16 protein-coding genes are annotated in these 23,091 nt (G+C 70.9%); 4 read left to right on the forward strand and 12 right to left on the reverse strand.

Annotated elements, in window-relative coordinates:
- Positions 1-101 precede the first annotated feature (101 nt).
- The 3 genes from D451_RS0100630 to D451_RS0100640 all read right to left on the reverse strand — a co-directional run bounded on the left by D451_RS0100630 (position 102) and on the right by D451_RS0100640 (position 3,958).
- Positions 102-2,171 (reverse strand): protein kinase domain-containing protein, encoded by a 2,070-nt coding sequence (locus D451_RS0100630; RefSeq protein WP_241463270.1) that lies wholly within the window; start codon positions 2,169-2,171, stop codon positions 102-104.
- Between the two features lie 150 nt (positions 2,172-2,321).
- Positions 2,322-3,512, reverse strand: a complete 1,191-nt coding sequence (solA, locus tag D451_RS0100635) for an N-methyl-L-tryptophan oxidase (protein ID WP_017533052.1) — start codon at positions 3,510-3,512, stop codon at positions 2,322-2,324.
- Positions 3,513-3,586: 74 nt separating this feature from the next.
- The gene (locus tag D451_RS0100640) at positions 3,587-3,958 is read right to left on the reverse strand and encodes a hypothetical protein (protein WP_014910506.1); all 372 of its coding nucleotides are present in this window, start codon (positions 3,956-3,958) and stop codon (positions 3,587-3,589) included.
- A gap of 584 nt (positions 3,959-4,542) precedes the next feature.
- On the opposite strand from D451_RS0100640, the gene D451_RS0100645 reads away from it, so the two are divergent.
- From D451_RS0100645 to D451_RS0100660, 4 genes are all read left to right on the forward strand, one after another.
- Positions 4,543-5,835: an MFS transporter gene (locus tag D451_RS0100645; protein WP_017533053.1), complete on the forward strand. Its 1,293-nt coding sequence runs from the start codon at positions 4,543-4,545 to the stop codon at positions 5,833-5,835.
- Positions 5,836-6,004: 169 nt separating this feature from the next.
- The gene (gene vapB, locus D451_RS0100650; protein ID WP_017533054.1) at positions 6,005-6,226 is read left to right on the forward strand and encodes a type II toxin-antitoxin system VapB family antitoxin; all 222 of its coding nucleotides are present in this window, start codon (positions 6,005-6,007) and stop codon (positions 6,224-6,226) included.
- A complete protein-coding gene (locus tag D451_RS0100655; RefSeq protein WP_017533055.1) occupies positions 6,223-6,627 on the forward strand; it encodes a PIN domain nuclease in 405 nt (134 codons plus the stop codon). The genes vapB and D451_RS0100655 overlap by 4 nt, the downstream gene beginning before the upstream one ends.
- 573 nt (positions 6,628-7,200) lie before the next feature.
- The gene (locus tag D451_RS0100660; protein WP_017533056.1) at positions 7,201-8,700 is read left to right on the forward strand and encodes a DUF4190 domain-containing protein; all 1,500 of its coding nucleotides are present in this window, start codon (positions 7,201-7,203) and stop codon (positions 8,698-8,700) included.
- Between the two features lie 106 nt (positions 8,701-8,806).
- Here D451_RS0100660 and D451_RS0100665 read toward each other — a convergent pair whose 3' ends face one another.
- The 9 genes from D451_RS0100665 to D451_RS0100705 all read right to left on the reverse strand — a co-directional run bounded on the left by D451_RS0100665 (position 8,807) and on the right by D451_RS0100705 (position 23,010).
- Positions 8,807-10,624: an acyl-CoA dehydrogenase gene (locus tag D451_RS0100665; RefSeq protein ID WP_014913041.1), complete on the reverse strand. Its 1,818-nt coding sequence runs from the start codon at positions 10,622-10,624 to the stop codon at positions 8,807-8,809.
- Positions 10,625-10,881: 257 nt separating this feature from the next.
- Entirely contained in the window at positions 10,882-12,582 is a 1,701-nt protein-coding gene (locus D451_RS0100670) for a thiopeptide-type bacteriocin biosynthesis protein (RefSeq protein ID WP_017533057.1), read from the reverse strand.
- Positions 12,579-13,994 (reverse strand): hypothetical protein, encoded by a 1,416-nt coding sequence (locus D451_RS0100675; protein WP_026124715.1) that lies wholly within the window; start codon positions 13,992-13,994, stop codon positions 12,579-12,581. Before D451_RS0100675 ends, D451_RS0100670 begins: the two co-directional genes overlap by 4 nt.
- A complete protein-coding gene (locus D451_RS0100680; RefSeq protein ID WP_017533059.1) occupies positions 13,946-15,769 on the reverse strand; it encodes a YcaO-like family protein in 1,824 nt (607 codons plus the stop codon). Before D451_RS0100680 ends, D451_RS0100675 begins: the two co-directional genes overlap by 49 nt.
- 11 nt (positions 15,770-15,780) lie before the next feature.
- On the reverse strand, positions 15,781-17,376 hold the full coding sequence (locus D451_RS0100685) for a hypothetical protein (protein WP_017533060.1): 1,596 nt from the start codon (positions 17,374-17,376) through the stop codon (positions 15,781-15,783).
- On the reverse strand, positions 17,369-18,523 hold the full coding sequence (locus tag D451_RS0100690; RefSeq protein ID WP_036567597.1) for a lantibiotic dehydratase C-terminal domain-containing protein: 1,155 nt from the start codon (positions 18,521-18,523) through the stop codon (positions 17,369-17,371). The genes D451_RS0100685 and D451_RS0100690 overlap by 8 nt, the downstream gene beginning before the upstream one ends.
- Before the next feature lie 4 nt (positions 18,524-18,527).
- Positions 18,528-21,209, reverse strand: coding sequence for a lantibiotic dehydratase (locus D451_RS0100695; protein WP_017533062.1), 2,682 nt, complete (start codon positions 21,207-21,209; stop codon positions 18,528-18,530).
- Entirely contained in the window at positions 21,206-22,096 is an 891-nt protein-coding gene (locus D451_RS0100700; RefSeq protein WP_014912034.1) for an ABC transporter permease, read from the reverse strand. Before D451_RS0100700 ends, D451_RS0100695 begins: the two co-directional genes overlap by 4 nt.
- Positions 22,093-23,010, reverse strand: a complete 918-nt coding sequence (locus D451_RS0100705) for an ABC transporter ATP-binding protein (RefSeq protein WP_017533063.1) — start codon at positions 23,008-23,010, stop codon at positions 22,093-22,095. Before D451_RS0100705 ends, D451_RS0100700 begins: the two co-directional genes overlap by 4 nt.
- Positions 23,011-23,091 lie beyond the last annotated feature (81 nt).

Below are 23,091 nucleotides of genomic sequence, written 5' to 3' on the forward strand. Positions count from 1 at the left end.
GGACAAAGCCCCCAGGGAGATGACCTCTTCCGGACGGCGCTCGCACCCTCCGGGGAAGGTGGACCGCCCGCGGTGACGGGACCGGGCCGGGTGGAGAGGGGTCAGGGGTCGCCGACCCGACCCAGGGCGATCGTCTCCAGGAAGACCACCTCGTCGACCTTCGGATGCCCCGAGGCGATCACACGCCCCTTCGGCCCCACCGCGAGGATCGGGAAGAGGGTGGTGGCCCCGACGGTGAGGAGCTCACCGGTCGCGCTGTCCCACGCCGAACCCCCGGTGAGGCCATGCGGCCCCTCGACGGGTGCCTGCCCGCCGATCAGGGTCGCTCCGTCCGGGGTGAACAGCAGGGATCGGGCCCTGGAGCCGGGCGGGGTGTCCGAGGGGCGCTCCAAGGTCATGGTCGAGGTCAGGGCGGCCAGGTCGTACAGGGCCAGGTCGGCGTCCTCGCCGTACTCGACGGCCGCGAAGTCCCGGTCGGGCGCCGTGGCGAAGGCCGTGACCCGTGAACGTCGGGCGTCGTCGCCAGAGTCGGCCTCGATCACGCCGTGCGGTGACAGATCGGGGGTGTTCCACACCGACAGCACGGAGCCGCCGGAGGCGTCGGAGACGAGCGCGACCAGCCGGGTGCCGTCGTGGTTGAAGGACGGCGCCTCGGGGATGCCGTCGACGACCGTCTCCGCGAGAAGCCCGCCGCCCGTCAGGTCCCACAGGAGGAGAAGGTGCTCCCCCGCACCGGCCGGATCGGTGTTGGAGAGGGTGGCGGCCATGGTGCCGTCCGGGCTCAACGCCAGGGAACGCAGCATGCCCCGATCCGGCTCCTCCTCGACCAGGACCTCGGGGGCGCCTCCGCTCGCGGGCCACAGCTCCACCCGGTCGAAGGAGGACAGACCCACCAAGGCCCCGTCGGAGCGCACCGCGAACTCCCGGGGAGCGGGTTCGTGGACGGACAAGGGGGATCCGGCCCCCCGTTTCCACAGTTCGAGCGAGGTCCGGGTGTGCACCCACAGTCCGCCTTGGGGCGTGAAGGCCAGCCCGACGAGTGGATCGTCGAGGGCGAGCGGAGCGAAGCCCGCCGCGGCTCCACCGCCCCCTTCGGCGCCGGGCCGTAGGACGAACAGCACCAGACAGAGCACGGCGACCAGCGCCATCGCGCACATCGAGATCGGGGCCGTCGGGAACCGCCGCCTCGGTTCCCGGGAGATGGGGCGGACCGGAGCACCGGAGTGGGCGGGTGCGGGGGAGCCCTCCTCCCGGAGGTCCACAGGGTCGACCGGAGGAGGCGCCGACGTGGGCGGAGGCTCCTCCTCCGGGGCCAAACGGACGAGCGGGTTCAGGTGGGGAGCCCGGTAGGGAGGATCCCCTGTCAGCGTCGAACGCAGGTCGACGACGGTGCGATCGATCTGCTCGGTGAACGCCTCGGGCAGTCGACCGTCTCCGGGAACGGCCGACACCCGCAGACGCAGCAGCAGACTTCCCGCGCTCGGTCGGTCGGCGGGGTCCTCGGACAGACAGGACGCGAGCATCTCCCGCAGCGGGACGGGCAGGACCTCGCCCAGGCGCGAGCGGACCCGTGCGGCCCGCAGCGAAGGCGGCGGAGCGAGGTCCGGGGTGGGGGTATCGGCCCCGGTCGCGGCGAAGACCACGACCTCGGCCAGGCGGAACACGTCGTCGGGCAGTGGGGCCCGGGTCCCCGCACGTGATCCGGCGAGGCAGGGGCCGAGGATGCGGGAGAGGGGACCGGCCCCCTCGACGGCGTCCGCGATCCCGAAGTCGATCACCTGTGGGCCGTGCGGTGTCAGGAGCACGTGATCCGGGCTCAGGTCCAGATGCGCGAGACCCACGTCGTGGGCCGTGCGCAGAGCCTCGGCCAGACCCAGCGTCAAGGGCGGCAGGGCGGAGGAGGGGAGCGCGCCGCACTCGGTGACCGCCTGGGCGAGCGAAGGGCCGGGAAGGTATTCGGTGGCCATCCACGGGATCGACGCGTAGGGGTCGGCGTCCAGGAGCGCGGGGGTGTGAGGGCCGCGGATACGCCGGGAGGCGTGGATCGCGCGGACGAAGCGTCGACGGAAACGGGGATCACGCGCGAGTTCCTCGTCGACCGGCTTCACGGTGGCGGGGCGGCCGTCGGGTGAGGTGCCGAGAAAGACCGTTCCCATACGATTCGTGCGCACTCGAGCACGGAGAGTATAGGGTCCGATGAAGAGAGGGTCCCTGGGCGAGAGAGGTTGCACGATACCGACCTGGGGGTGGGTGGCGCCCCTGGTACGGGGCCGGTCACGACGGGGCGAGGGAGGTCGCCGACGAGAGGCGTCGGGGTGGGGTCACCCGTCCCAACGATGTGGGTCGAACATACCGATCGGCAGGTCCGTGCGTCCCTCTCCCGCCAGATCGGCCAACGCCTCGCCCACGGCGGAGGCGAACTTGAAGCCGTGGCCGGAGAAGCCTCCGGCCAGGACCAGACCGGGCAGTTCGTCGTGACGGCCGATGAGGAAGTGCTCGTCGGAGGTCATCGTGTACATGCAGGAGACCGTTCGTTCCGGTGTCGGGGCCACCCCGCGCAGCCCGGCGACGAGTGCGCCGAGACGACGGGCATCGGCCGCGTCCGGGGGACGGGGGCCGACGTCGGGGTCGACGGGTTCGCCCCACTGGCTTCCGGGGCGGCGGCCTTCGGGTGCCCGGGTCTCGGGGCCCTCGGCGTGGATCCCGATCTTGAGGGTACGCCCCCCGTCCATGCTGGGGAAGCCGTACCAGAGAGTGCCGTCGGCCTCGTCACGTGCGAAGACGGGTTCGAGCGAGGCGGAGAGCGGGTCGGTGATCGGGAACCAGCCCAGTACACGGCGCTCCACCCGGATACCACCGCCCAGGTCGGCCAGGCCGGGGAGCAGCCGGGTCAGCCAGGCCCCGACGGTGACGATCACGCGTCGAGCACGGATCTCGGTATCGCCGATCCATACGCGAGGTCGGTCGGGGTCGGGTTCGATCCGGGTGACGGTCCGTCCGGTGAGGACGCGGGCTCCGGCACGACGGGCCTCGTTCACGGCGGCCAGGACGGCCCGTTCGGGCAGGACGACGCCTGCGGCCTCCTCGAACACCCCCTCCTCGTCGTGACGGACACGGTGTCGAGGGTGGCGTTCGGCCAGGTCGGCAGGGGAGAGACGCGCATAGGAGAGTCCGTGCCGTTCCGCGGCGGTGACGGATCCGGCGATCGCCGGGCTCTCGGGGCGGCCGAGCATCAGGGCGCCCGTGCGTACGACGAGTTCGGTGCCGGCGGCCTCTTGGAGCTCGTCCCAGGCACGCCAGGCGGCGCGGACGAGGGGAACGTACTCGGAGCCTTCGAGATAGGCGGTCCGGATGATGCGGGACTCGCCGTGGGAGGACCCCCGGTCGTGGCCGGGGGAGAAGCGTTCGACGCCGATCGCGTCGACACCGTTACGGGCCAGGCGCCACAGGGCCTGGGAGCCCATCGCGCCCAGGCCGACGACGACGGTGTCGGTGTCCAGGCGGGGACTCACGCGATGACCCGGGCCTCGGCCGTCTCACGCGCGTGGAGCGGTGTGCGCGTGTGCCGGCCCGGGAGTGACACGTCCTAGGCGGCGACCGGCTGGCGGTGCGTGTAGTAGTGCGCGGGCTCGGGGATCCGAGCGAAGGGGTTGAGCAGGGCGGCGGCCCCGGCGGGGTCGCTCGCGGGATGCGAGACGGTACCGCCCTGGAGCAGGTCGTTCCAGAAGAAGCGGCCGTCGCGGCACCAGACGTTGACGTCGCGCATGACGGAGGCGACGGCCATCTCCGAGGTACCGGACCAGTACAGGGGACGGGTGGCCACGGAGGCGAGCTCCTTCAGCAGCGCCGTGATGGCGCGCTGGGCGCAGAAGGCGTGGCGGGGCTTGTGCTTGACCCGTCTGGCGAGTGCCGACTTCGCCCGGGAGGCCCGGGGGTTGTTCAGGCGCCAGTGACTCAAGGTCGTCTCCAGTAAGTGTCGGGTACCGCGGGGTGTGCTGACCGTGTGCGCTTGTTGCGGCCACGACGCCGCGGTGTGAGAGGGGTGTGACGCCTTACGGAGCCGACGGGCCCTTCTCCGCGAAGTTGGCGAGGTGTGAACCAAGTCGTTACCTCGTAGTTATCCTTCGCGTTCCGGATGCTAGCAGCAACCAACCCCATGTAGTCGAGGCTTCAAAGAGTGGTGCATCTCACATCTAACAGATGCGCATCGACCTGTTTAGAATGCGAATGTCCATGTCATATGGGGTTATTCGAACATGCGTTCATGGTCTTGAAGTGGGATATCGGGCCCTTGGTCCCATGTCGGTTGTCGTCAGTCTCACCCGATTCGACGACTCTGGGGCTGTTTTCGATCACTCAGGGTGACTTATTGCCGCTTGTTGGGGATGGGGGCACCTGGGAACGGTCTTTACCAAGGGCGGACCCGCCGCACAGGCGGACATTCCCGTTCGTTTCGCGTTCCTGGTCACCCCCGGTGCGGTGGGCCTTCACCCGCGTGGAGGACACTGGTGGGCGCTCCGAAAGCAAGAGAGAAGTGGCGAAGTGACCCAGACCGAGACATCCGGTGGCAGGACGACAGCAAACGGAGACTCTTCCGCCGAGCCCGTGGGCGGGTCGCGCGCCTGGTTGGTCTGGGGTGTCGCGGTGGGCGGCTACTTCCTCGCGATGCTGCACCGTAACGGTCTGGGGGTCGCGGCCCTGGAGGCCCAGAGCCGGTTCGACGTGGGCCCCGCCCTCCTTTCCCTGCTTCCGATGCTCCAGCTGCTGATCTACGTGCTGCTCCAGGTGCCGGCCGGACTGCTCGCCGACCGGCTCGGCCCGCGCTACACCCTGGTCATGGGCGCGATCGCGATGGCCCTCGGGTCGCTCCTCTTCGCCCTCGCCCCGGGGATCGAGGTGGCCGTAGCCGGGCGGTTCCTCATCGGGCTCGGCGACGCGCTCGTCTTCCTCAACGTGATCCGTCTGGCCGCCCTGTGGTTCCCCCGGTCGCGCTACGCGCTGGTCAGCGGGTTGACCGGTGTGGTCGGCGGCAGTGGGCAGGTGGCCAGTGCCGCACCGATGGCCTGGGCCCTCGACAACGTCGGTTGGGTCGCGGCCTTCCTCGCCACCGGTGGTCTCACCGTGCTCATGGCGCTCCTGGTGCTTCTGGTCGTACGGGACCGTCCCGAGGGCGCGGCCGGTCGTTCCACCGTCGCCGAACCCATCTCCGTGTGGGAGGCGCTCAAGGAGGCGTTGAGGGCGGACGGCCCCCGGATCGGGATGGCGCACCACGCGGCCGTCATGGCTCCGTTCACGATGATGATGGTGCTGTGGGGCTACCCGTTCCTCGTGAACGGCCTGGGCCTGGCAGAGGGGACCGCCGCGCTCGGACTCACCGGACTCGCCGCCGGGGCCCTGTGGGTGGCGCCGGTCGCCGGCGCTCTGATCGGACGGCGGCCGGGAGTACGCGTCCACCTGGCCCTGATCTTGGGCGGATCGCTGAGCCTGGGGTGGCTGCTGTTGGTGGCGTGGCCGGGAGGGCCGCCGGTGGCACTGGGGATCACGGTGCTGGCGGTGAGCGCGCTGGGGCAGACCGTCGCGCCCACCATCTCCTTCGACTTCGCGCGCGACGGGATCCCGGCGAGCCGCACCGGGGTGGCCTCCGGTCTCGTCAACATGAGCGGCTTCAGCACCGCGGTCGTCTGCACCGTGGCGGCGGGCCTTCTCCTTCAGGCGCTGCCCGACGAGCCGACCTCCTACCAGTGGGCGTTCACCCCGATGGCGGTCGGCACGACCCTGGCCACGGTGGCGCTGGCGTTCTTCATCCGCGCGCGCTCCCGGAACCTCGCCTCCTGACGGACGGACGATCGAGAGGACCCCGCCCCGGCGGGGTCCTCTTTCCGTGGGGCCTCAGGCGTGGTCGCCTCGCGGGAGGGGCGGGGAGGACCCCGTCAGTGGCCGATCGGAGACCCGCACGACCACCGCCGGGCTTGATATCATCAGATATCACTTGGAGGTGGTCCTCATGGCCGACATCCTGATCCGCGATGTGCCGGACAGTGTTCTACGGGCGATCGACGCCGATGCCAAGAGACAGGGGTTGTCTCGGAGTGAGTATCTGAGACGTTCTCTGGAGCGGACGGCCCGCTCTTCCGAGGCCTCGGTGACCGTCGGTGACCTCGAACTCTTCGCGGAGGCCTTCTCCGACCTTCAAGACCCGGATGTCATGAAACGAGCGTGGGAATGATCTGGCTGATCGACAAGTCCGCGTTCGTGCGACTGGCCTTGAGTCCCGACGCCTCGAAGTGGGCCGAGCGTATAGAGCGCGGGCTTGTTCGTGTCTCGACGGTGACCCGGCTCGAAATCGGTTTCTCGGCCAGGTCGGGCGGAGAACTGAGGAACTTCATGTCCCGCCCACCGCTCTCGGTCATGCCGATCGAGTACGCCACTCCGACGATGGAGGATCGTGCGGTCGAGGTTCAGTCGATGCTCGCGGACAGAGGACAGCACCGTGCTCCGGGCGTTCCCGACCTGCTCATCGCCGCTATCGCCGAACTCTCGGGGCTTACGGTCCTTCACCTCGACAAGGATTTCGAATTGATCGGTGAGATCACCGGGCAGTCGATGGAGAGACTCAGGGTGGCTTGACGAGAGGACCCCGCCCCGGCGGGGTCCTCCTCTATATAGAGGGGCTCGACCCGCGGGGTCGCCCAGGTCTTCGAGAGGGCGCCGTGGGCCCTCCTGTTCGGGGCCGGACGGGCTCGACGTCGTTCCTCGTGCGCTGTGCTTCGTGTCCCGGTCCGGACGCCGTCCACATCCACGCGGGCACGAGGACGGGGACCCGAGCGCCTTCCGCCCGGTCCGCGCCGCCTTCGAGGAGAGAGTCCCGAGGGGGAGATCCCCTCATCGGATTTCGGTATCTCCATGAATTCGGTGGACTCCTCGGTGTGGCGAAGCAGAGAAATGTTCGTTGTGGACAGGTTCCCCGTTCCGTCGATGGTCGTGTGTCCAGATCTCCTGTGCAACAGGGTTTCTCGCGGGATCGAAGTGGTTCATGTCGGCTCTTGAAAGTGGGAAAGAAGGGACTCGTTCGGATTGGGGAATCCGTTATCGAATTCTGTCTTGTTCTCTTTCGGCGCGTCGTTATAGTGGTGCTCTCTTCCGAAGCGCGGACGTGTGCGCCACCGTGACGCCTGCCATCGGACCCGAACGGGGGCACCTTTGTCAGACGTCGAGACGCTCGTTTCCCAGGTCCTTCCGTACATCCGGAGCGCGATCGACGCCTACGGGCGGGCGGTGCTCTCACAGACGGGGAAGGTCGCGGCCTCCGGCACCGTGGGCCTCGGGCAGCGGATACTGTCGGCCCTCCTGCGTCGTGGCGGGAAGGACTCGGAGGTCGGTGTCGCGGTCGAGAGGCTCGCCGCGGCGCCGAACGATCCCGCCGCGCTCGGAGACCTCCACGCCCGGATCGGGCGGGCCCTGCGCGAAGAACCGGGGCTGGCGGCGGAACTGTCCGCCATGGTGGAGACGCGGGTGTCCTGGTCGACGGTCTCGGGACACCACAACGTGGGTGTGGGCGGCGACCACCAGGGACCGATCCACCTGGGTGACAACACCAGCAACGTGCACCACACGGTGCACAACACCGTCCACGAGAGAAAGATCAGTGGTCTTTCGATCGCGGCGCTGGTCCTCGGGCTGCTGGGCTTCCTCATCCTGCCCATCCCCGTCGCCGTCGTTCTCGGGATCATCGCCCTCGTCCAGGTGTTGAGGGCCCCGTCCTCAACACAGCTCGCGGAGACGGGTCGGGCGGGAGGGGCCCCTTCCGGCCCCGGCGGCCCCTCGATGTCGCCGGAGGCCCAAGGGTCGATGGCCGGCCCGCCGGTGTCCGCGGGCCCTTCCGGTCCCGGTGCCTTTCCGCCCTCCCCCACCCCTTCCGGCCCCGGCACGCCCTCCGATCCCGGCGCTCACACCGGCCCCTGGACCCCCTCCGCCGGAGGCCCCGGCGCTCCGGCGGACCCTGGAATCGGGGCGTTCCCGCCGCCGGTCCCCGAGCCGGCGGGCGCGGCGGCCTTGTTCACTCCGTCGGCGGCGCCCGCTGCCGCCTTCGCCCCGGCGGCCGGTGGGGGAGGGGCCGCGGCCGGAGGCGGTTTCGCGGCGGCCAAGGCGATCAGTGTGGTCTTCGCGGTGTTCGGGCTCCTGGCGGCCTGCCTGTGGGGCCTGGGCTGGACGGCCGCGGTCGTGGTCCTCGTCGAGGCGGAGACCGTCTCCCAGGCGTCGGGGGACACGGACACCGGGATGTCGGGCACGGAGGACCCCTTCGCCGGCGGGGAGGAGATCTCCCCGGCCGATCTCTGCGAGCCCTCTCCCGGGTACGCGACGGTCTGCACCCTGGAGTCGGGGGACTGCTTCCTCGAACCCGCGGGCACGGAGTTCTACGAGGTGGAGCTCACTTCGTGCGGCGAGGCGCACGACGCCCAGGTGATCGGCTCCTACTCCCCTTCGGGCGAGGTGTGGCCCGGGTGGGGGTCCTTCGACGCCGACATCGACGCGACCTGTGGCCCCATGAGCGAACAGGCCCTGGATCCGGCGCTCACGCCGTCCACGTACTACGTCGGCTACATCGCGCCGAACGAATCCGCCTGGGACTACGGGATCAGGGAGGCCTTCTGTTACGTGTCCGCCGACGGAGAGTCGTGGACCACGTCCCTCCTGTGGTGACCCCGGGCGGGCCCGGGAGACGCCGAGGGGCGGGACGGTCGTCGGACCGTCCCGCCCCTCGGGCGATGTTCTCCTCCGGTGGCCGCGGGCCTCCGAAGCGTGGAGACTAGAAGGCCTCCTCGGGGACCTCCATGACGCCCAGGTTCACGTTCTGGGCGATCTTCAGCTCGGCGGTCACGCGCGGCAGGAACTGCTCGGCGAAGAAGGTCGCGGCGGCGATCTTGCCGGTGTAGAAGTTCTTGTCGTCCTCGTCGGCGCCGTCGATGCTGTTGAGGGCGACCTCGGCCTGGCGCAGCAGCAGCCAGGCCAGGACCACGTCACCGAAGGCGAAGAGCAGGCGGACCGAGTTCAGGCCGACCTTGTACAGCTCGCGGGAGTCCTCGGCGGAGCCCATGGCGTGGCCGACCATGATCTCGACCATCTTCTCGACGTCGCCGAGGGCCTTCAGCAGGAGCGCGCGCTCCTCCTTCAGACGGCCGTTGCCGGCCTCGCTCTCGGCGAAGGCCTTGATCTCGGCGGACAGCTTGCCGATGGCCTGGCCGCCGTTCTTCACGATCTTGCGGAAGAAGAAGTCCTGGGCCTGGATCGCGGTGGTGCCCTCGTAGAGGGTGTCGATCTTGGCGTCGCGGATGTACTGCTCGATCGGGTACTCCTGAAGGAACCCGGAGCCGCCCAGGGTCTGGAGGGACTCGGCGAGCAGCGCGTAGGAGCGCTCCGAGCCGACACCCTTGACGATCGGCAGCAGGAGGTCGTTCATGGCCTCCAGCTCGGTGACGTCCTCGCCCTTGGACTTGGCGACCTGGATCGCGTCCTGCTGGGTGGCGGTGAAGATGACCAGCGAGCGCATGGCCTCCACGTACGCCTTCTGCGTCATGAGGCTGCGACGCACGTCCGGGTGGTGGGTGATGGTGACCTTCGGGGAGTTCTTGCTCCCGGCGAGGTCGTTGCCCTGGACGCGGTTCTTGGCGTACTCCAGGGCGTTGAGGTAGCCCGTGGAGAGGGTGGCGATCGCCTTCGTCCCGACCATCATGCGCGCGTACTCGATGATGAGGAACATCTGACGGATGCCGTCGTGCTTGTCACCGACGAGGTAGCCGATGGCGGGGTGCTTGTCGCCGAAGGTCAGCTCGCAGGTGGTGGAGGCCTTGAGGCCCATCTTGTGCTCGACGTTGGTCACGTAGGCGCCGTTGCGCTCACCGAGGGAGCCGTCCTCGTTGACCAGGTACTTCGGCACGAGGAAGAGCGAGAGGCCCTTGGTGCCGGGGCCGGCGCCCTCGGGGCGCGCCAGCACCAGGTGGAAGATGTTCTCGGTCATGTCCTGCTCGGCCGAGGTGATGAAGCGCTTCACACCCTCGATGTGCCAGGTGCCGTCGCCCTGGTCGACGGCCTTGGTGCGGCCGGCGCCGACGTCCGAGCCGGCGTCGGGCTCGGTCAGCACCATGGTGGCGCCCCAGCCGCGCTCGATGGCCTGCTCGGCGAACTTCTTCTGCGCCTCGTTGCCCTCGGAGTGGAGGATGCTCGCGAAGCCGGGGCCCGCGGAGTACATGTGGATGGAGGGGTTCGAACCCAGGATGAGCTCGGCCGCGGACCAGACGAGGGAGCGGGGGGCGCCGAGGCCGCCGAGCTCCTGGGGGAGGTCGAGGTTGTACCAGCCGGCGTCCATGTAGGCCTGGTAGGACTTCTTCAGGCTTTCGGGGATGGCGACGGTGTTGGTCTTGGGGTCGAAGACCGGCGGGTTGCGGTCCGCGTCCTCGAAGGACTCGGCGACGACACCGGTGGCGAGACGGTTGATCTCGTCCAGGATGGTGCGCGCGGTCTCCTCGTCCAGCTCCTCGAAGGGGCCCTGGCCCAGCAGGTCCTGGCGCCGGAACAGCTCGAAGAGGTTGAACTCGATGTCGCGCAGGTTGCTCTTGTAATGCGTCATGGACAGCTCCGCTGTGTCCCTTGCCGCGGTGTCTGTACACGCGGATCTACCGACTAGTAACAAGTCAATGTTACTACTGAGTAGCCCCTGGCGCCAGTAGCGAGGTGTGCGTGTGACGCCAACTACGCGTCAAAAGTACGAAAGTAAGGAAAGTGTCACTTTCGGACATCCGTGACGATCGGCATCGGTCGTGCCGAAAAGGGGGCCGGGCGGTCCGGAGCCCTCGGGACCTGCCGGACCGCACCTCACCCTGTTATCTACCCTCGTTCGCCGGAGCCCACCGGGATCAGGGAGAGCACCGTCCGGTCGATCCCGTCCAGGTGCAGCAGCGCGTTGGCCGCGTCGTCGGCGAACCCGGAGACCACTAGGGACCGCAGCCCCAACGCCGTGGCGCACAACGACAGGTTCTGCGCCACGTGACCGCACTCTTGGAGCAGCAGGCGCAGCGCCCTCTGCCCGTACCCCTCGCGCAACCGGCCCAGGTCTCCGACCAGCACCACCAGGGCGCCCAGGCCGTCGGCCACCACGCCGGGCCGTCCGTCGGCCTCCGCGCGCAGGAAGGGGGAGAGCTCGATGATCCGCTCCACGTCCGCGGGGCCGTCCGCCCTCAGTAGCCGGTGCCCTTCCGCACGGTAGCGGTAGGTGCCGGCCTCCAACCCCTCCACGTGACGGACCAGCACCCACACCTCCGTGGCGTAGGCCGCACCCGGCGAGGGGTGCGTACGCGGGGGGCGATGCCGTCCCGTCCGTCCGCCCCGGGTACGGCTGAGACCGGCGGAGTGCCCGAGCAGGTCGGAGAGCTCGGCCAGGTCCATCCGAGACGAGAGGTCCCCGTGCGCGCTCTCACGCTCGGCCAGCGCCTCGCCCAACGTCATGGTCAACGGCCCGGGCTCGGGCAGTTCCACGACCGGGGCCGCCAGAGCCCCGGGGCGTTCGCCCTCCGGCGCCACCTCCCGAGGGGCGTGCTCGCCCGCCATCGTTCCGGGAAGGTACTTGCCGGCCTCCAGGTAGACCCGATCCGGGGCGCTCACGCCGGGCTCGAAGTAGTCGCCCGGCGGCTCCCAGCGCGGGTAGGACAACGACAGCAGCCAGGAGATCCGACGCTCGTCGTCGATGTCCAGGCCGAGCCGGTTGCAGGTCATGTGCAGCAGCGACCACATGATCCGGTCGATGCCGTTGGCCAGCCCCTCCTCCGCGTCGATCCGACGGAGCCGGTCGACCGTCGCGCGCATCTCCCGGTGCCACAGATGGTGGGTGGACGACCCCTCGCCCGCGACCAGCCGCTCCACCTTCGGTCGACGCTGCAACCAACGGGAGGGGGAGGCGTGGAAGAGCCGTTCCGCCTCCGACCGGGCCCGGGCGTCACCACGCGCCACCTCCGCCGAGAAGTCCCAGGTGGAGTGGTAGCCGCGCGCCTGGCGGACCGCCTCCACGTCGTCGAACCCCAGCGCCCCGAACGCCAGGGTGGCGAGGTCGACCGCCACCACCTGACGCTGCCCGGGCTGGGGGGCCGAGCGCAGGACCGCCAGGGAGATCCTGGTGCTCGCGCAGAAGAAGTCCTCACAGACCTCCAGGGCCCGGGGGCCGCCGTAGCGCTCGGTCTCGGGTTCGTAGATCGCCTCCAGCACGTCGCCGTCGGTGTGCCACCGCTCCGGGTCGGCCTGGGGCAGATCCGAATAGTAGGAGTCGCGGTCCAGTTCCAGGGCGCTCGCCGAGGTCTCCTTGGCCAGGACGCGCATGCGTTCGGCGAAACCCGCCACGGCGTCGGGGTCGGCGTTGAGGAAGCGGGCGCGAACATGCGGTCCACCATCCCAATAACGCAGGTAGAACCAGTCCTCGGCGTGACCGCCCTCGACCAGCTCCCGCGCCGCCGGGGCGAGGTGTTCCAGGAGGAAGGAGTCGATGTCGGCACGACCGCGGTGCAGATGGACGTACACGGCCGACCAGGTGCGGGTCATGGGGCCTCCGGGGGATCGGCGTCGACGGGGATGTCCATGTAGGTGCCGCGTTCGGCGCGCACCCACAGTTGGTAGGCGGGGGTCTGCCCGGGCTCCAGCCCCAGGACCGCCCCCCACTCCTCCTCGGCGTAGTTGCGCATGGGGCGGGCGCACAGCCCGGTGGCGGCGGCACCGAGGCACCCCCATTGGGCGATCCAGCCGAGAAGGGTGTGCAGGATCGGTTCGGCGTGCCGGCCGTGGGCGCGTGCCCACGAGGGGAAGTCCACGGCGAGGGTGTGTCCGAGCGTGGCGGAGAAGTTGGTCTCCCCGGTACGCGGGACCTCGCGCTCGGGGCCCGCGCCGCCGTCGGGGGCCAGTTCGCGTACCACGCGGTCGTCGACCCGATCCTCGCGCAGGGCGTGCCGGTACAGGCGTGGCGCCCCGGCCGTCCCGGCGGCCGAGTGGACCTCGGCGAGCGCCGCTACCAGCGACGACGTCACCCCGTCTCCCTCCTCGGGGGAGACGTGGGCACTGGTCACCAGGTTGGCGGTGGAGACCCCGCTGGTGCGCTCGTCCAACCAACGGCGGAGGGAACGTCCGGGGCGTGCCGCGACGGAGGCCGTGCGCGCCGTCGCCTCCGATGAGAGCTCCACCGTTCCGGCCGTCCCCGCCCCTTCCGAGGGCTCCAGGGTGAGCGCCGCGCTCGGTTCCATGCCCTCGGGCAGGAAGGGGGCGGCGTCGACGCAGGCGGGATGGGTCGGACCCACGTGGGTCCGGGGCGCCAGCCCCGCCCTGGTCAGGGTCAGTCCCAGGGTGGCCAGGAGATGACCGCCCTCCAGGAGGGCCAGCGAGGGCCGCAGTCCGCCGTATTCGGGCGGATATCGTCCGTGGTCCACCGCTACGACCACGCGGGCCCCGGCCAGCGCCGTCTCCGGATCGTCGGGTGCTCCGGAGTCGGTCAAGGGCTGGAGCGCGTGCGACAGCGGATCGACGCGCAGACACCAGTCCGTTCCTTGCCGGGGCAGGAGGAACAGGTCGGCTCCGAAGAGCCCCCGGGGCGACGGGTAGGCGCGGTGCACCGGGTAGCGGTCGGCCGCGGAGAGGCGCCGGACCCGCACCGCCTCGACGCAGGCGGCGAGCAGCCGCCGGCCCGAGGTCCACGACCCGCCGAGGTCTGGACCGGCGGCGTCGACCTCGCGGAGCGGGGCCAGGGCCGGCGACACCGGACGGACCTGTCCCGGAACCGGCCGGGCCAGGCCGTTCGAGATCTCTTCGCCGAAGAACAGTGTCTCCACGGCGGCCACGTCCTTGGCGTACGACTGCCGGTGGAAGTGCGCGAGCGCCTCGGCGCGGCCCCGCCCCTCGGGACCGCCGGTCGCGGCGATCACGGGAACGGATGCGGGATCGGGTACACCTCGCCGGGCGTCTCCCACGGGATCCCCCCTTCGATCAGCTCGGAGGCCCGCGTCAGCCGCTCCAGGGAACGAATGCGCAGATGGGTGTGGCCGAAGGTCATCGGCAGGGCGCCGGGCACGATCACCTTCACCGAGTGCGCGCCCACCGCCTCGGTATAGGGGGCGCCGCTCTGGTCCACGACGATCACGTCCAGGCCGAGCGCGTGCACGGCCGCCAGACGTTCGCGCAGTACGGCGGCCAGGTCGACGCCGGCGAAGGACGAGGGCCGACCGGCGACGAGTTCGTCCATGCCGACGACGCCGGCCGGGCGGCGCAGGAACTCCCACATCGGTCGGGCCTCCCAGAGACCGAACACGCCGGTGTGGTCCTCCAGGGTCCGAATGAGCGTGAAGTCGTCGAGCATCGGCCGGCAGCGCTCCACGGACACCGACTCCCGCATCCGCACCCACTTGGGGTACATCAGGGCGTTCGTGGCGGTCTCCTCGACGGCCGCCATCAGCGCCCGTCGAGGGTCGAGGTGGGTTCCGGTGGCCAGACTCAACGCGGGCGCGAGCCCTTCGCGCACCGCCCCCTCCTCGGCGGTGACCATCGCCAGGACGGTCGGAACACCCAGGTCGGAGGTGATGTCGAGCAGGGACAGCTCCAGGCCGCGCTCGGTGATCAGGTCGGTGAGGTGGTTCAGGTCCGGGTCGTCGACGCCCTCGATCCGGCGTGGTCGGGTGCGCGAGTACCAGGTGAGCAGGAAGGCGTCCCGTTCCACCACCTCGAACAGGCCGTACAGGACGGCCTCGGCCGGGGAACCGCCCACGGCGCAGCCGTTGGAGGACTCGTACAGGAAGCGCTCCTCGCGCGGTCCGGCGTGCCAGTAGGCGACGTGTTCGGGCACCAGGACACGGCGGCGTTCCCGGGTGGACCAGCCCCACACCCAGGTGGTGGGGGTGGTCGGTGTGTAGGGGACCGGGTCGAAGGAGGGATGGCCGTACCACTCCTCCTCGTGGAGCCCCAGCAGGGCCGGGTCGACGGCGTCCGAGGCCAGCTCCGCGTAGGAGCCGCGCACGGTGGGTGTTCTCGACAGCCGACGCCCGCCGGTCACCCGTTCCACGCCTTCGAGGAGGGCGGGGACCTCGCTGTCGGTGAACCGGGTGGAGCGCCCGTAGCCGCCCTCGCGGGACGTGCGTCCTGGAGCGACGGTCTCACAGGTCACGAGGGCCAGTGGGGACTCCTCGTCCCGGTACATGTGGGCGGCGGGGCCGAACCGGAAGTCGAGCAGTCTCTCGCGCAGGACCTCGCGGTCCATCCTTCGAACACGCAGGGAGTCGCCGACCGTCGGCGCGGGTGTCTCCAGGCCGAGCGGGTCGGTGTCGTCCGCGACCGCGCTCTCGTCACCGTTCCGAGGGCAGTGGTCGCAGTGCGGATGGGGGACGAAGCGGTGCCGGGTCAGTGTTCCGTCCCGGCGGTCCAGGGCGATCAGGGACAGCCGGAGGTCGGTCGGGTCGGTGGCGGCGACCAGCGCGTCGAACACCCCCTCCCACAGGTCGAGGAGGCCGTCGGGGGTCGGCCGGTGGACGGCCGTCTCGCCCTCGACGTCGTACCGCCAGAGACCGGCGCATCGCGCGCAGCCGCTCGCGCCGTCGGGGGTCCAGGGGCCGAGGAAGAGCAGCGGTCCACCCGTCGCGGTGTGCAGGATCCCTCCGTCGACCGGGAACTCGCGCGGGTGGTCCAGCGTGGCGCCGACCGGGAGCGCGTTCGCGTCGTCGGGGCGGGGCGGGACCGTTCCTCGAGTGCCGGCCACGGGGACACGTCCTAGCTCCATGAGGCCACCGCCGAGTGCACGCCGAGGTCGCGGAGCCGGTCCGCGCCCTCCGGAGCGGACAGGCGCACCGCGCGTGTCCCGAACGCCCAACGGGCGAGGTCGGAGAGCGTCCGCGAAGTGCCGCCGCCGCAGGCGTCCAGGGGTGGCCCTGGAGGCTCCTCGGCGAGTCGGGCCGAGGCGACCGCGCGGAGCAGCGCCTCCTGGACGGCGGTGTCGGGGTGCGGGGCCACGCCCTCGCCCGAGAACGCGCCCTCGGTCTCCGGGAGCACCCGGGCGCGGTGGAGTCCGTCGTCCGTGGCGTGGACGACCAGACTCGCGGTCACACCCAGTCGCAGGGTGAGCGCGGCCCACAGACGGCGGGAACCGGGGGAGAGATCGGGCGCGGCCACGTCCTTCCAGCGCTCCCCGGGCATGCGCAGGGCCAGGTCGGCCACGGCCGCGCCGATCGCGGTCTCGGGCGTCAGCCCCAGCCCCAGGCCCACCGGTGTGGTGGAAGGGAGCCACACCTCGGGGCGCAGGGCACGGAGCAGGGCGTCCAGACGCGCCTCGGCGGTGGTGGGGCCGCAGCCGACCACCGTGCCGGAGCGGGCCAGACCCACCGGGAGTTGGGGCAGCGAGCCGGGGCGCGGCTCGGCCACCGGGCCGAACACCCGGTCCCACAGGTGGGTCACCGAGTCCAGGAGGGCGGGCACCTCGGGGGGCTCGGCCGCTTCCCACACGGGGATCGGGCCGGTGGCCTCGGGGTTCAGCGGGGAAAGGACCGAGAACACGCGCGGTTCGCTGACGAGCTCGTCCGTGGTCACCATGAACTCCGCGTCCTCGGCGGGCGCGGCGTCCTCGGCGTCCCTGGCCACGTGGGCCACCAGGGCCAGCGCCAGTTGGGCGCAGACCAGGGTGTGGACGAGCCGGGACGCGCCCTCGTCCGGGGCGGTGCCGTCCGAGGTCTCCTTTCGGGAGGCGAACCATCTCCGCAGCGGCGCGACCAGGTCCGGGCCGGCCGACCGATCACGGGGACCGGACAGCCACAGGCCGCCGCCCGAGGCGATCAGGTGCTCGGCGGGTTCGCCCTCGGCCGGCTCCCACCGGGTGGTCAACAGAAGGGGGCTCTCCGGAGCGTCCTCGGGGTCGACCCGGACCGTGCCGACGCCGGCCCTCTCCAGAGCGCGCGCCGCCTCGGCGGCCAGCTCCGGGTGGGACGAACGGACACGGACCGTGCCCTCGCGCAGCGCCGCCAGCGCGGCGTGCGGGCGGCGGGTCAGGGACTCCAGGTGCGGGTAGGCGGCCCGTTCCGCCGGGGCGAGGTCCTCGGGCTCGGGTTCGAGTTCGCGGAGGAAACCGTGCTCCTCCAGCTGGTCGAGGATGCTCGCCAGGAAGGGACGGCCGCGTTCGGGGAAACCGCCCAGGAGGGTCTCCCGTTCGAAACCGGCGCGCAACGTCGGCTCCAGGGCGCGCCACACCGTGTCGGCCCTGGACCCCCGGACCACGACGGCGGTGGCGCCCATGCTCAACGCCACCCCCTCCTCGGCGAGGGAACGCGCGCGCACGGCGCTCTTGAGACGGACGGGGTTCGCGGAGGGCTCAGACATCGTCGTCACCCCTCCACGGCAGGGTCGGCCGCAGCTCGGGGTCCCGACTCTGGTGGTCGACGACCCTGCGGACCGTCTCCTCCCAGGACTCGCCCACCACCTCTTGGGCGGCCTCGGTGAGCAGGTACGCCACCGAGTAGCGCTGGATCGGCGTCACGCCCATCAACGGAAGGAGGTCGAAGAAGCAGTTGATGACGAAGCGGAACGCGGCGAACCCGTGCCCGTCACCGAGCCGGGTGAAGTCCAACTTACGGAACTCACGGTGGAAGTCGCTGTAGGAACGCTCGTCGGAACCGCTCCACCGCACGCCCACGTCGTCGCCGAGCCGGGCCGCGGTCTCCTGCCGTTCGGGGTGCGGAAAGGGCAGGATGTGTCCCTGCCGGGCCAGCGCGACCGCCTCGGGCAGCCAACGGTCGACCCAGGTGCCCCAGGCCTCGGCGTAGGGGTCGGCGCCGTCGCCCTCGTGGATCCCGCGCAGGGTCGCCACCAGGTTCTCCCGCTGCCCTCGGTAGGAGGCGGCCAGCCGTTCCTGGGCCCGCCCTTCGGAGTCCGACCAGTGGAAGTACTCCTTCCAATGCGACAGGAACGCCTGGTAGCCGGATCTGAGCCCCCACTCGGGGTAGCGCGTGGCGATCGCGCCCATCCCGGAGAACACGTTCGCCGTCACCGCGCTCCGGCCTCCGCGTCCGTCGACCTGGTCGGCGACCCGGTCCAGGCCGTCGGTGAGCACCCGGCCCTTGAGCGCGATCGCCTCGGGGCCGCGCAGGAACGTGTCGACGGGATCGCCGGGCAGGCGGAGCACGGAGTTGTCCGGTGTCAGAGGGGAGTAGGGGCCCTCCACCAGCTCCAACCGGCCCATGCTCCGGGAGAAGCCCTCGTATTCGGCGGGGTCCAGCACCCTTCGCGAGGGGTGTCGTTCCACGAAGGCGGAGAGCCCTCGTTCGGCTCGGTCGGCCGCCTCGGCCACCGCCTCGGGGGATCCGTCCAGGTAGAGCACACAGTGCGGGCCGAGCCGCCAGTGCAGGTGGAGCCACGCGGCGGTGACCCCTTCCCTGGCGGCGGCCTCGCGCGCGGCGGGCACGAGACAGTCGCCCAACAGCGCGCTCTTGTCGCTGTCGTAGTAGGTCACTCTGAGTCCGACGGTCAAGGGGTCAGCCTCGCTTCGCCTGGGGGTTCTCTGGGGGACGCACGGTTCCGGGAGCGCCGGGGACCGTGGAGAGTTCGAGGAAGACCTCGGCCGCGTGCCGACCATCGGGGCTGTCGACCCCCGAGGTGGCCGGGTGCGGGGACAGTTCCTCCGCCATCAGGGTCGGGCCCAGATGGGCCAGCCGTTTGGCGGCGGTCGTGGTGTGCAGCCGGCTCAGGAAGTCCACGTGCTGCGGTTTGGGGGCCATGGCCCGCTCCAGCGGACCGAGCCTGGACCCCTGGAGGGGCCGGACGAACACCTCGTCGGGCAGCCCCCGACGCAGACGTTCGACGTTCACCCGCCGGTACAGTCCGGCCTGTGACTCGCCGTCACGGGCGGTGAACATCGACGTGTCCAGGCCCCAACGGCGACGGAAGAGGGTGAGCGAACCGAAATCGATCCTCGGCGCCTCACCCCTCCCGTTCCGCTCGGTCCATCGTTCGTGCAGGTCGATGCTGAGATCGCCGAAGGAGAAGAACGGGGAGTCCGCCACCATCGCCACGAGCATCTCGTCGTAGGGCAGCGCGTGGGGGACCAGGAAACCGGTGTAGACCGGGTCGATCCCGGACCCGTCGGACCGGACGAGACGGAGCCCGTTCGGTGTGTGGACCAGGGCGAGGTCGCGGGTGGCCGGACCGGGGGACAGGGTCGGCTCGTCGCGCAGCGCCACCTCCTCCCCGGCCAGGGCCGGGGACAGGTTGGCGTTGAAGCCCAGGGCCGACCGCATGTGCACGGTGTCGGAGTCCTCCGGCCCGAGCCGGCCCACGTGCTCGGCGACCCGGGCGCGGACCTCTTCCGGCAGGTGCCCGAGGAAACGGCTGAAGTAGCGGGCCCGACCGCCGTAGACGTGGTTGATCACCAGACGGTCGTCGTGCTCCGTCCGCTCCGAGGTCAGGGCCTGGCCGAACACCGCGAAGGAACGGCGGGCGAGGAACTCGCGTTCGGGCAGCAGCGACGCCACCTCGTCCACCGTCGCCGGGTCGACCTCCACCCGCTCCGCGTCGGAACGTCCCAGCCCCACCAGATGGTCGACCGCGCGAGCCCGCGCGGCCAGCACCCGCCGCAGACCCTCGTCCGCGTCGGCCAGGGCGGCGGGATCGCCTCCCATGAGCCGTTGGGTGAGGGGGAAGGCGGCCCGGGCGTGCTGGGTGAAGGCGTCCAGGTCGGAGCAGCGTCCGCCCCGCCCGTAGTGGGCCACGAACACCTGCTCGAGGGCGCCGGAGAGCACGCGCTGATCGTCCAAGGCGAACAGCAACGGCATCAGTCGTTCCAGGTCGGCCGACCACCGTCGCGTCACGGGGCGCTCCACCGGAACACCTCGCGATACCAGACAGTCCTCCACCACCGGCGAGGTCGCCGAGCCCTCGACACCCACCGCCGACGACCACACCGTCTGGAGTCGACGCACACCACGGGCGCGTTCGGCCCCGTCGGCCTCGGCGAAACCGGACAGGACCTCTTCGGTGGCGTCGAAGGCGGAGGCCACCCGTTCGGCCGTCGCGCCCGGCAGGCTCCGGGCCAGTTCGTGCCAGCGGCGCCCGTACCCGGGCGACTGCTCGGGCGCGGGTGCCCAGGGCACCAGGACCCCGACGTCGACCAGCCGCTCCAACACGGACGGCACCTGCTCCGGGGCGTACCCGAGGTCGGCGGCGACGGCCTCGCACAGCAGGTCCCAGCGCACCGGCGTGGCCGCCCTCTTCTCCAGGGCCTCGACGAACCGTCCCCGGGCCCCGGTCAACGGGAGTCGGACCTCCTCCTCGCCGAACGCCTCGGCGCGCAGCCCGGAAGAGGGCGGTGTCCAGCGACGACGGCGCACCACGAGCAGAGGGCCGCCCTCGGCGTCGGTGATCCGTCGGGCACCACCGGTCAGCACCCACTCCAGCCCGGGGCGGGCCTCGGGGTCGGCGGCCAGCGCGCGACCGGCCTGGCGGATCAGCAGTCGTCGCAGATCCGCGTGGGGAGAGGGGGAGAGGGGGCCGCCCGCGCGACCGGGGGAGGAGGGCTCCTCCAGGTCGTCGAAGTGCACGGCCGTGTACAGCGAGTACGGGCTGACCTTCAGCGTGGAGCGCGAGAAGTACCGCACCAGCGACGCCTCGGCCTTGCGCATCCGCTTGTCCGGATCGGCGTCGGTGGCGGCCCGCGCCGCCACCGCCCGATGCAGATCGGCGCTGGACAGCGCGGTCGAACGGTCCACGTACGGATGACGGGACCACTCCGCCAGGACGGCGCGCTCGGCGCTCAGGGCGGCCTTGTGACCGTCGTCCATACGTGCGGCCGCGGCCTCGGACCGTCGCCGACTCTCCGTCCACTCCGCCAGGCCGGGCACCTCGGCGGTGACCGGATGCCCGTACAGGGTCGGACGTGGCGGGCGACGGTTGAACACCGCGCGTTTGGCAGCCAAGGCCTCGCGTCGATGGCCCTCCCGACCCGGGCCGCCCTCGTCCAGAGTGGGAGCGGCCCGGTGCAGTGCCTCCAACAGGTCCTCGCGAAGCCGCTCGCGCGCGAGCTCCTCCTCGACGAGGGAACGCGCCAGAGCGCAGTCCTCCCGGGCCACCTCATCGGACGCGCGCAACCACCGATGGGGGTACAGGTTCACCCGGGAGACCAGGTAGGGGCCCTCCACCAGGGTGAACGAAGGCGTGCTCAACCCTTGGCCTCCGTGCCCTCGTCCTCCCGCTCGGAGGTCTCCGCCCGGCGCTTGGCCGAACCGAAACCGCGCGGCTCACGTTCGGAGGCCCACCGGAACCAGCGCAGCGCGACCACCGTGCCCACCAGCGACCAGGCCGACAGCAGCCAGACCGACGGCCAGTCCCAGACGGGACCCGCCTCGGAGAGCGAACCCTGGATCAGCACGGTGAGCGGACGGCCGGGCAGCAGGTCGACCACGGCGCTCACCGCGTCGCCCAAGGGCAGGATGACGAACCCTCCGGCCAGGAAGGCGGCGGGGAAGAAGATGCCGTTCACCATGGGCACCGCCGCGTCGGCGTTGGGCGGCAGCAGGGAGACGGCCGCCCCCAACGGAGCCATGCACACGAAGCCGAGCATCAACGCGACCAGTAGTTGCGGGATACGCGCCGGGTCGATGGTCACACCCATACCGAGCAGACCGATGGCGGTGACCACTCCCAGCACGATCACGGCGGTGAGCAGCGTGTTCACCAGATAGGCGCCCATCACCGTCGCCGGACTCACCGGGGTGGTGCGGAAACGCTTGAACAGACCGTGGTGGCGTCGGATCGCCAACCCGATGGCGACGTTGGCGAAGGCCACCGACATCAGGGCGAACCCCAGGATGCCGCCGAAGCTCAGATTGGCCTGGGTGATCTCGTGCTCGCCCACCAGCCGGATCTCGTCGGCCTGGGAACGGAACGCCAACCCGAAGCCCACGTAGAACATCACCGGCATCGCCACGATGAACGCCAAGGTGATGGGGGAGCGCCAGAACTCCTTCAGCTCCCCGTCCACGTGCAACAGGAAACTGCTCGGACGTCGCGTGCGGGGCGAGCGGCGGGCCCCGGCCTCGGTGGTGCTCATTCGGACCTCTCCGTCTCGGGTCGCCGGTTCTCCAACATCGCCACGTAGGCGTCGTCCAGACTGGGCGGGACGATCGTCAGACCGCTGATGCGCGTTCCCTCGTCCCGGGCCCAGGTCTGCACGCGTTCGACCACGGCGTCCTGGTCGTCGGTCTGGATGCGTGCGCGACCGTTGACCAGCGCGGCCCCCTCGGGCAGGCGTCCATCGACCCCCTCGGGAACGGCGAACTCCACCACGGTGAAGGCCGACGAGTCCCGGACCAGCTCGTCCGGGGTGCCCGAGGCGATGAACTCCCCGTCGCGGATCACGTCCACGCGGTCGGCCAGTTCCTGTACCTCGGCCAGGTCGTGCGAGGTCAACACGACCGTGGTGCCGCTCTCCCGGAGACCGGCGACCAGCGCGCGGATCCGACGTCGGGAGACGGGGTCGAGCCCGGTGGTGGGCTCGTCGAGGAAGAGGAGTTCGGGGCGGCCGGTCAGGGCCAACGCCAGGTCGAGACGGCGGCGCTGACCATCGGAGAGGGAGCGGACCAGAGCGCTCCTCTTCTCGGTGAGCTCCACCTGGGCGAGCGCCTCGTCGACGTCGAGAGGGTCCGGGTAATAGGAGGCGTGCCGGCGCACGATGTCGCGGACCGACAGGCCCGGCTCCAACATGGTCTGCTGGAGCACGACGCTCATCCTGGTGCGGAGCTCGGCGAAGTCGCGCCGGTTACCGGGATCGAGGCCGAGTACCTCGACGGTGCCCGAGGTACGACCGCGGTGCCCCTCGAGGATCTCGATCAGCGTCGTCTTACCCGCCCCGTTGGGGCCGAGCAGCGCCGCGATCCGTCCGGCGGGTACCCGGTAGGAGATGCCGTGGAGCACCTCTCCCTTCCCATAGTCCTTGGTGATGTCCGTGGCGTTGATCGCGTACACGTGCGGCCCTCGTCCTGCTTCTTCTGGGGGCGTGGGGGACGGTGAGAGGGGGCGACCCCGACGGAAGCGGGGTCGCCCTTG

Source organism: Nocardiopsis alba DSM 43377 (assembly GCF_000341225.1).
Lineage (GTDB): Bacteria > Actinomycetota > Actinomycetes > Streptosporangiales > Streptosporangiaceae > Nocardiopsis > Nocardiopsis alba.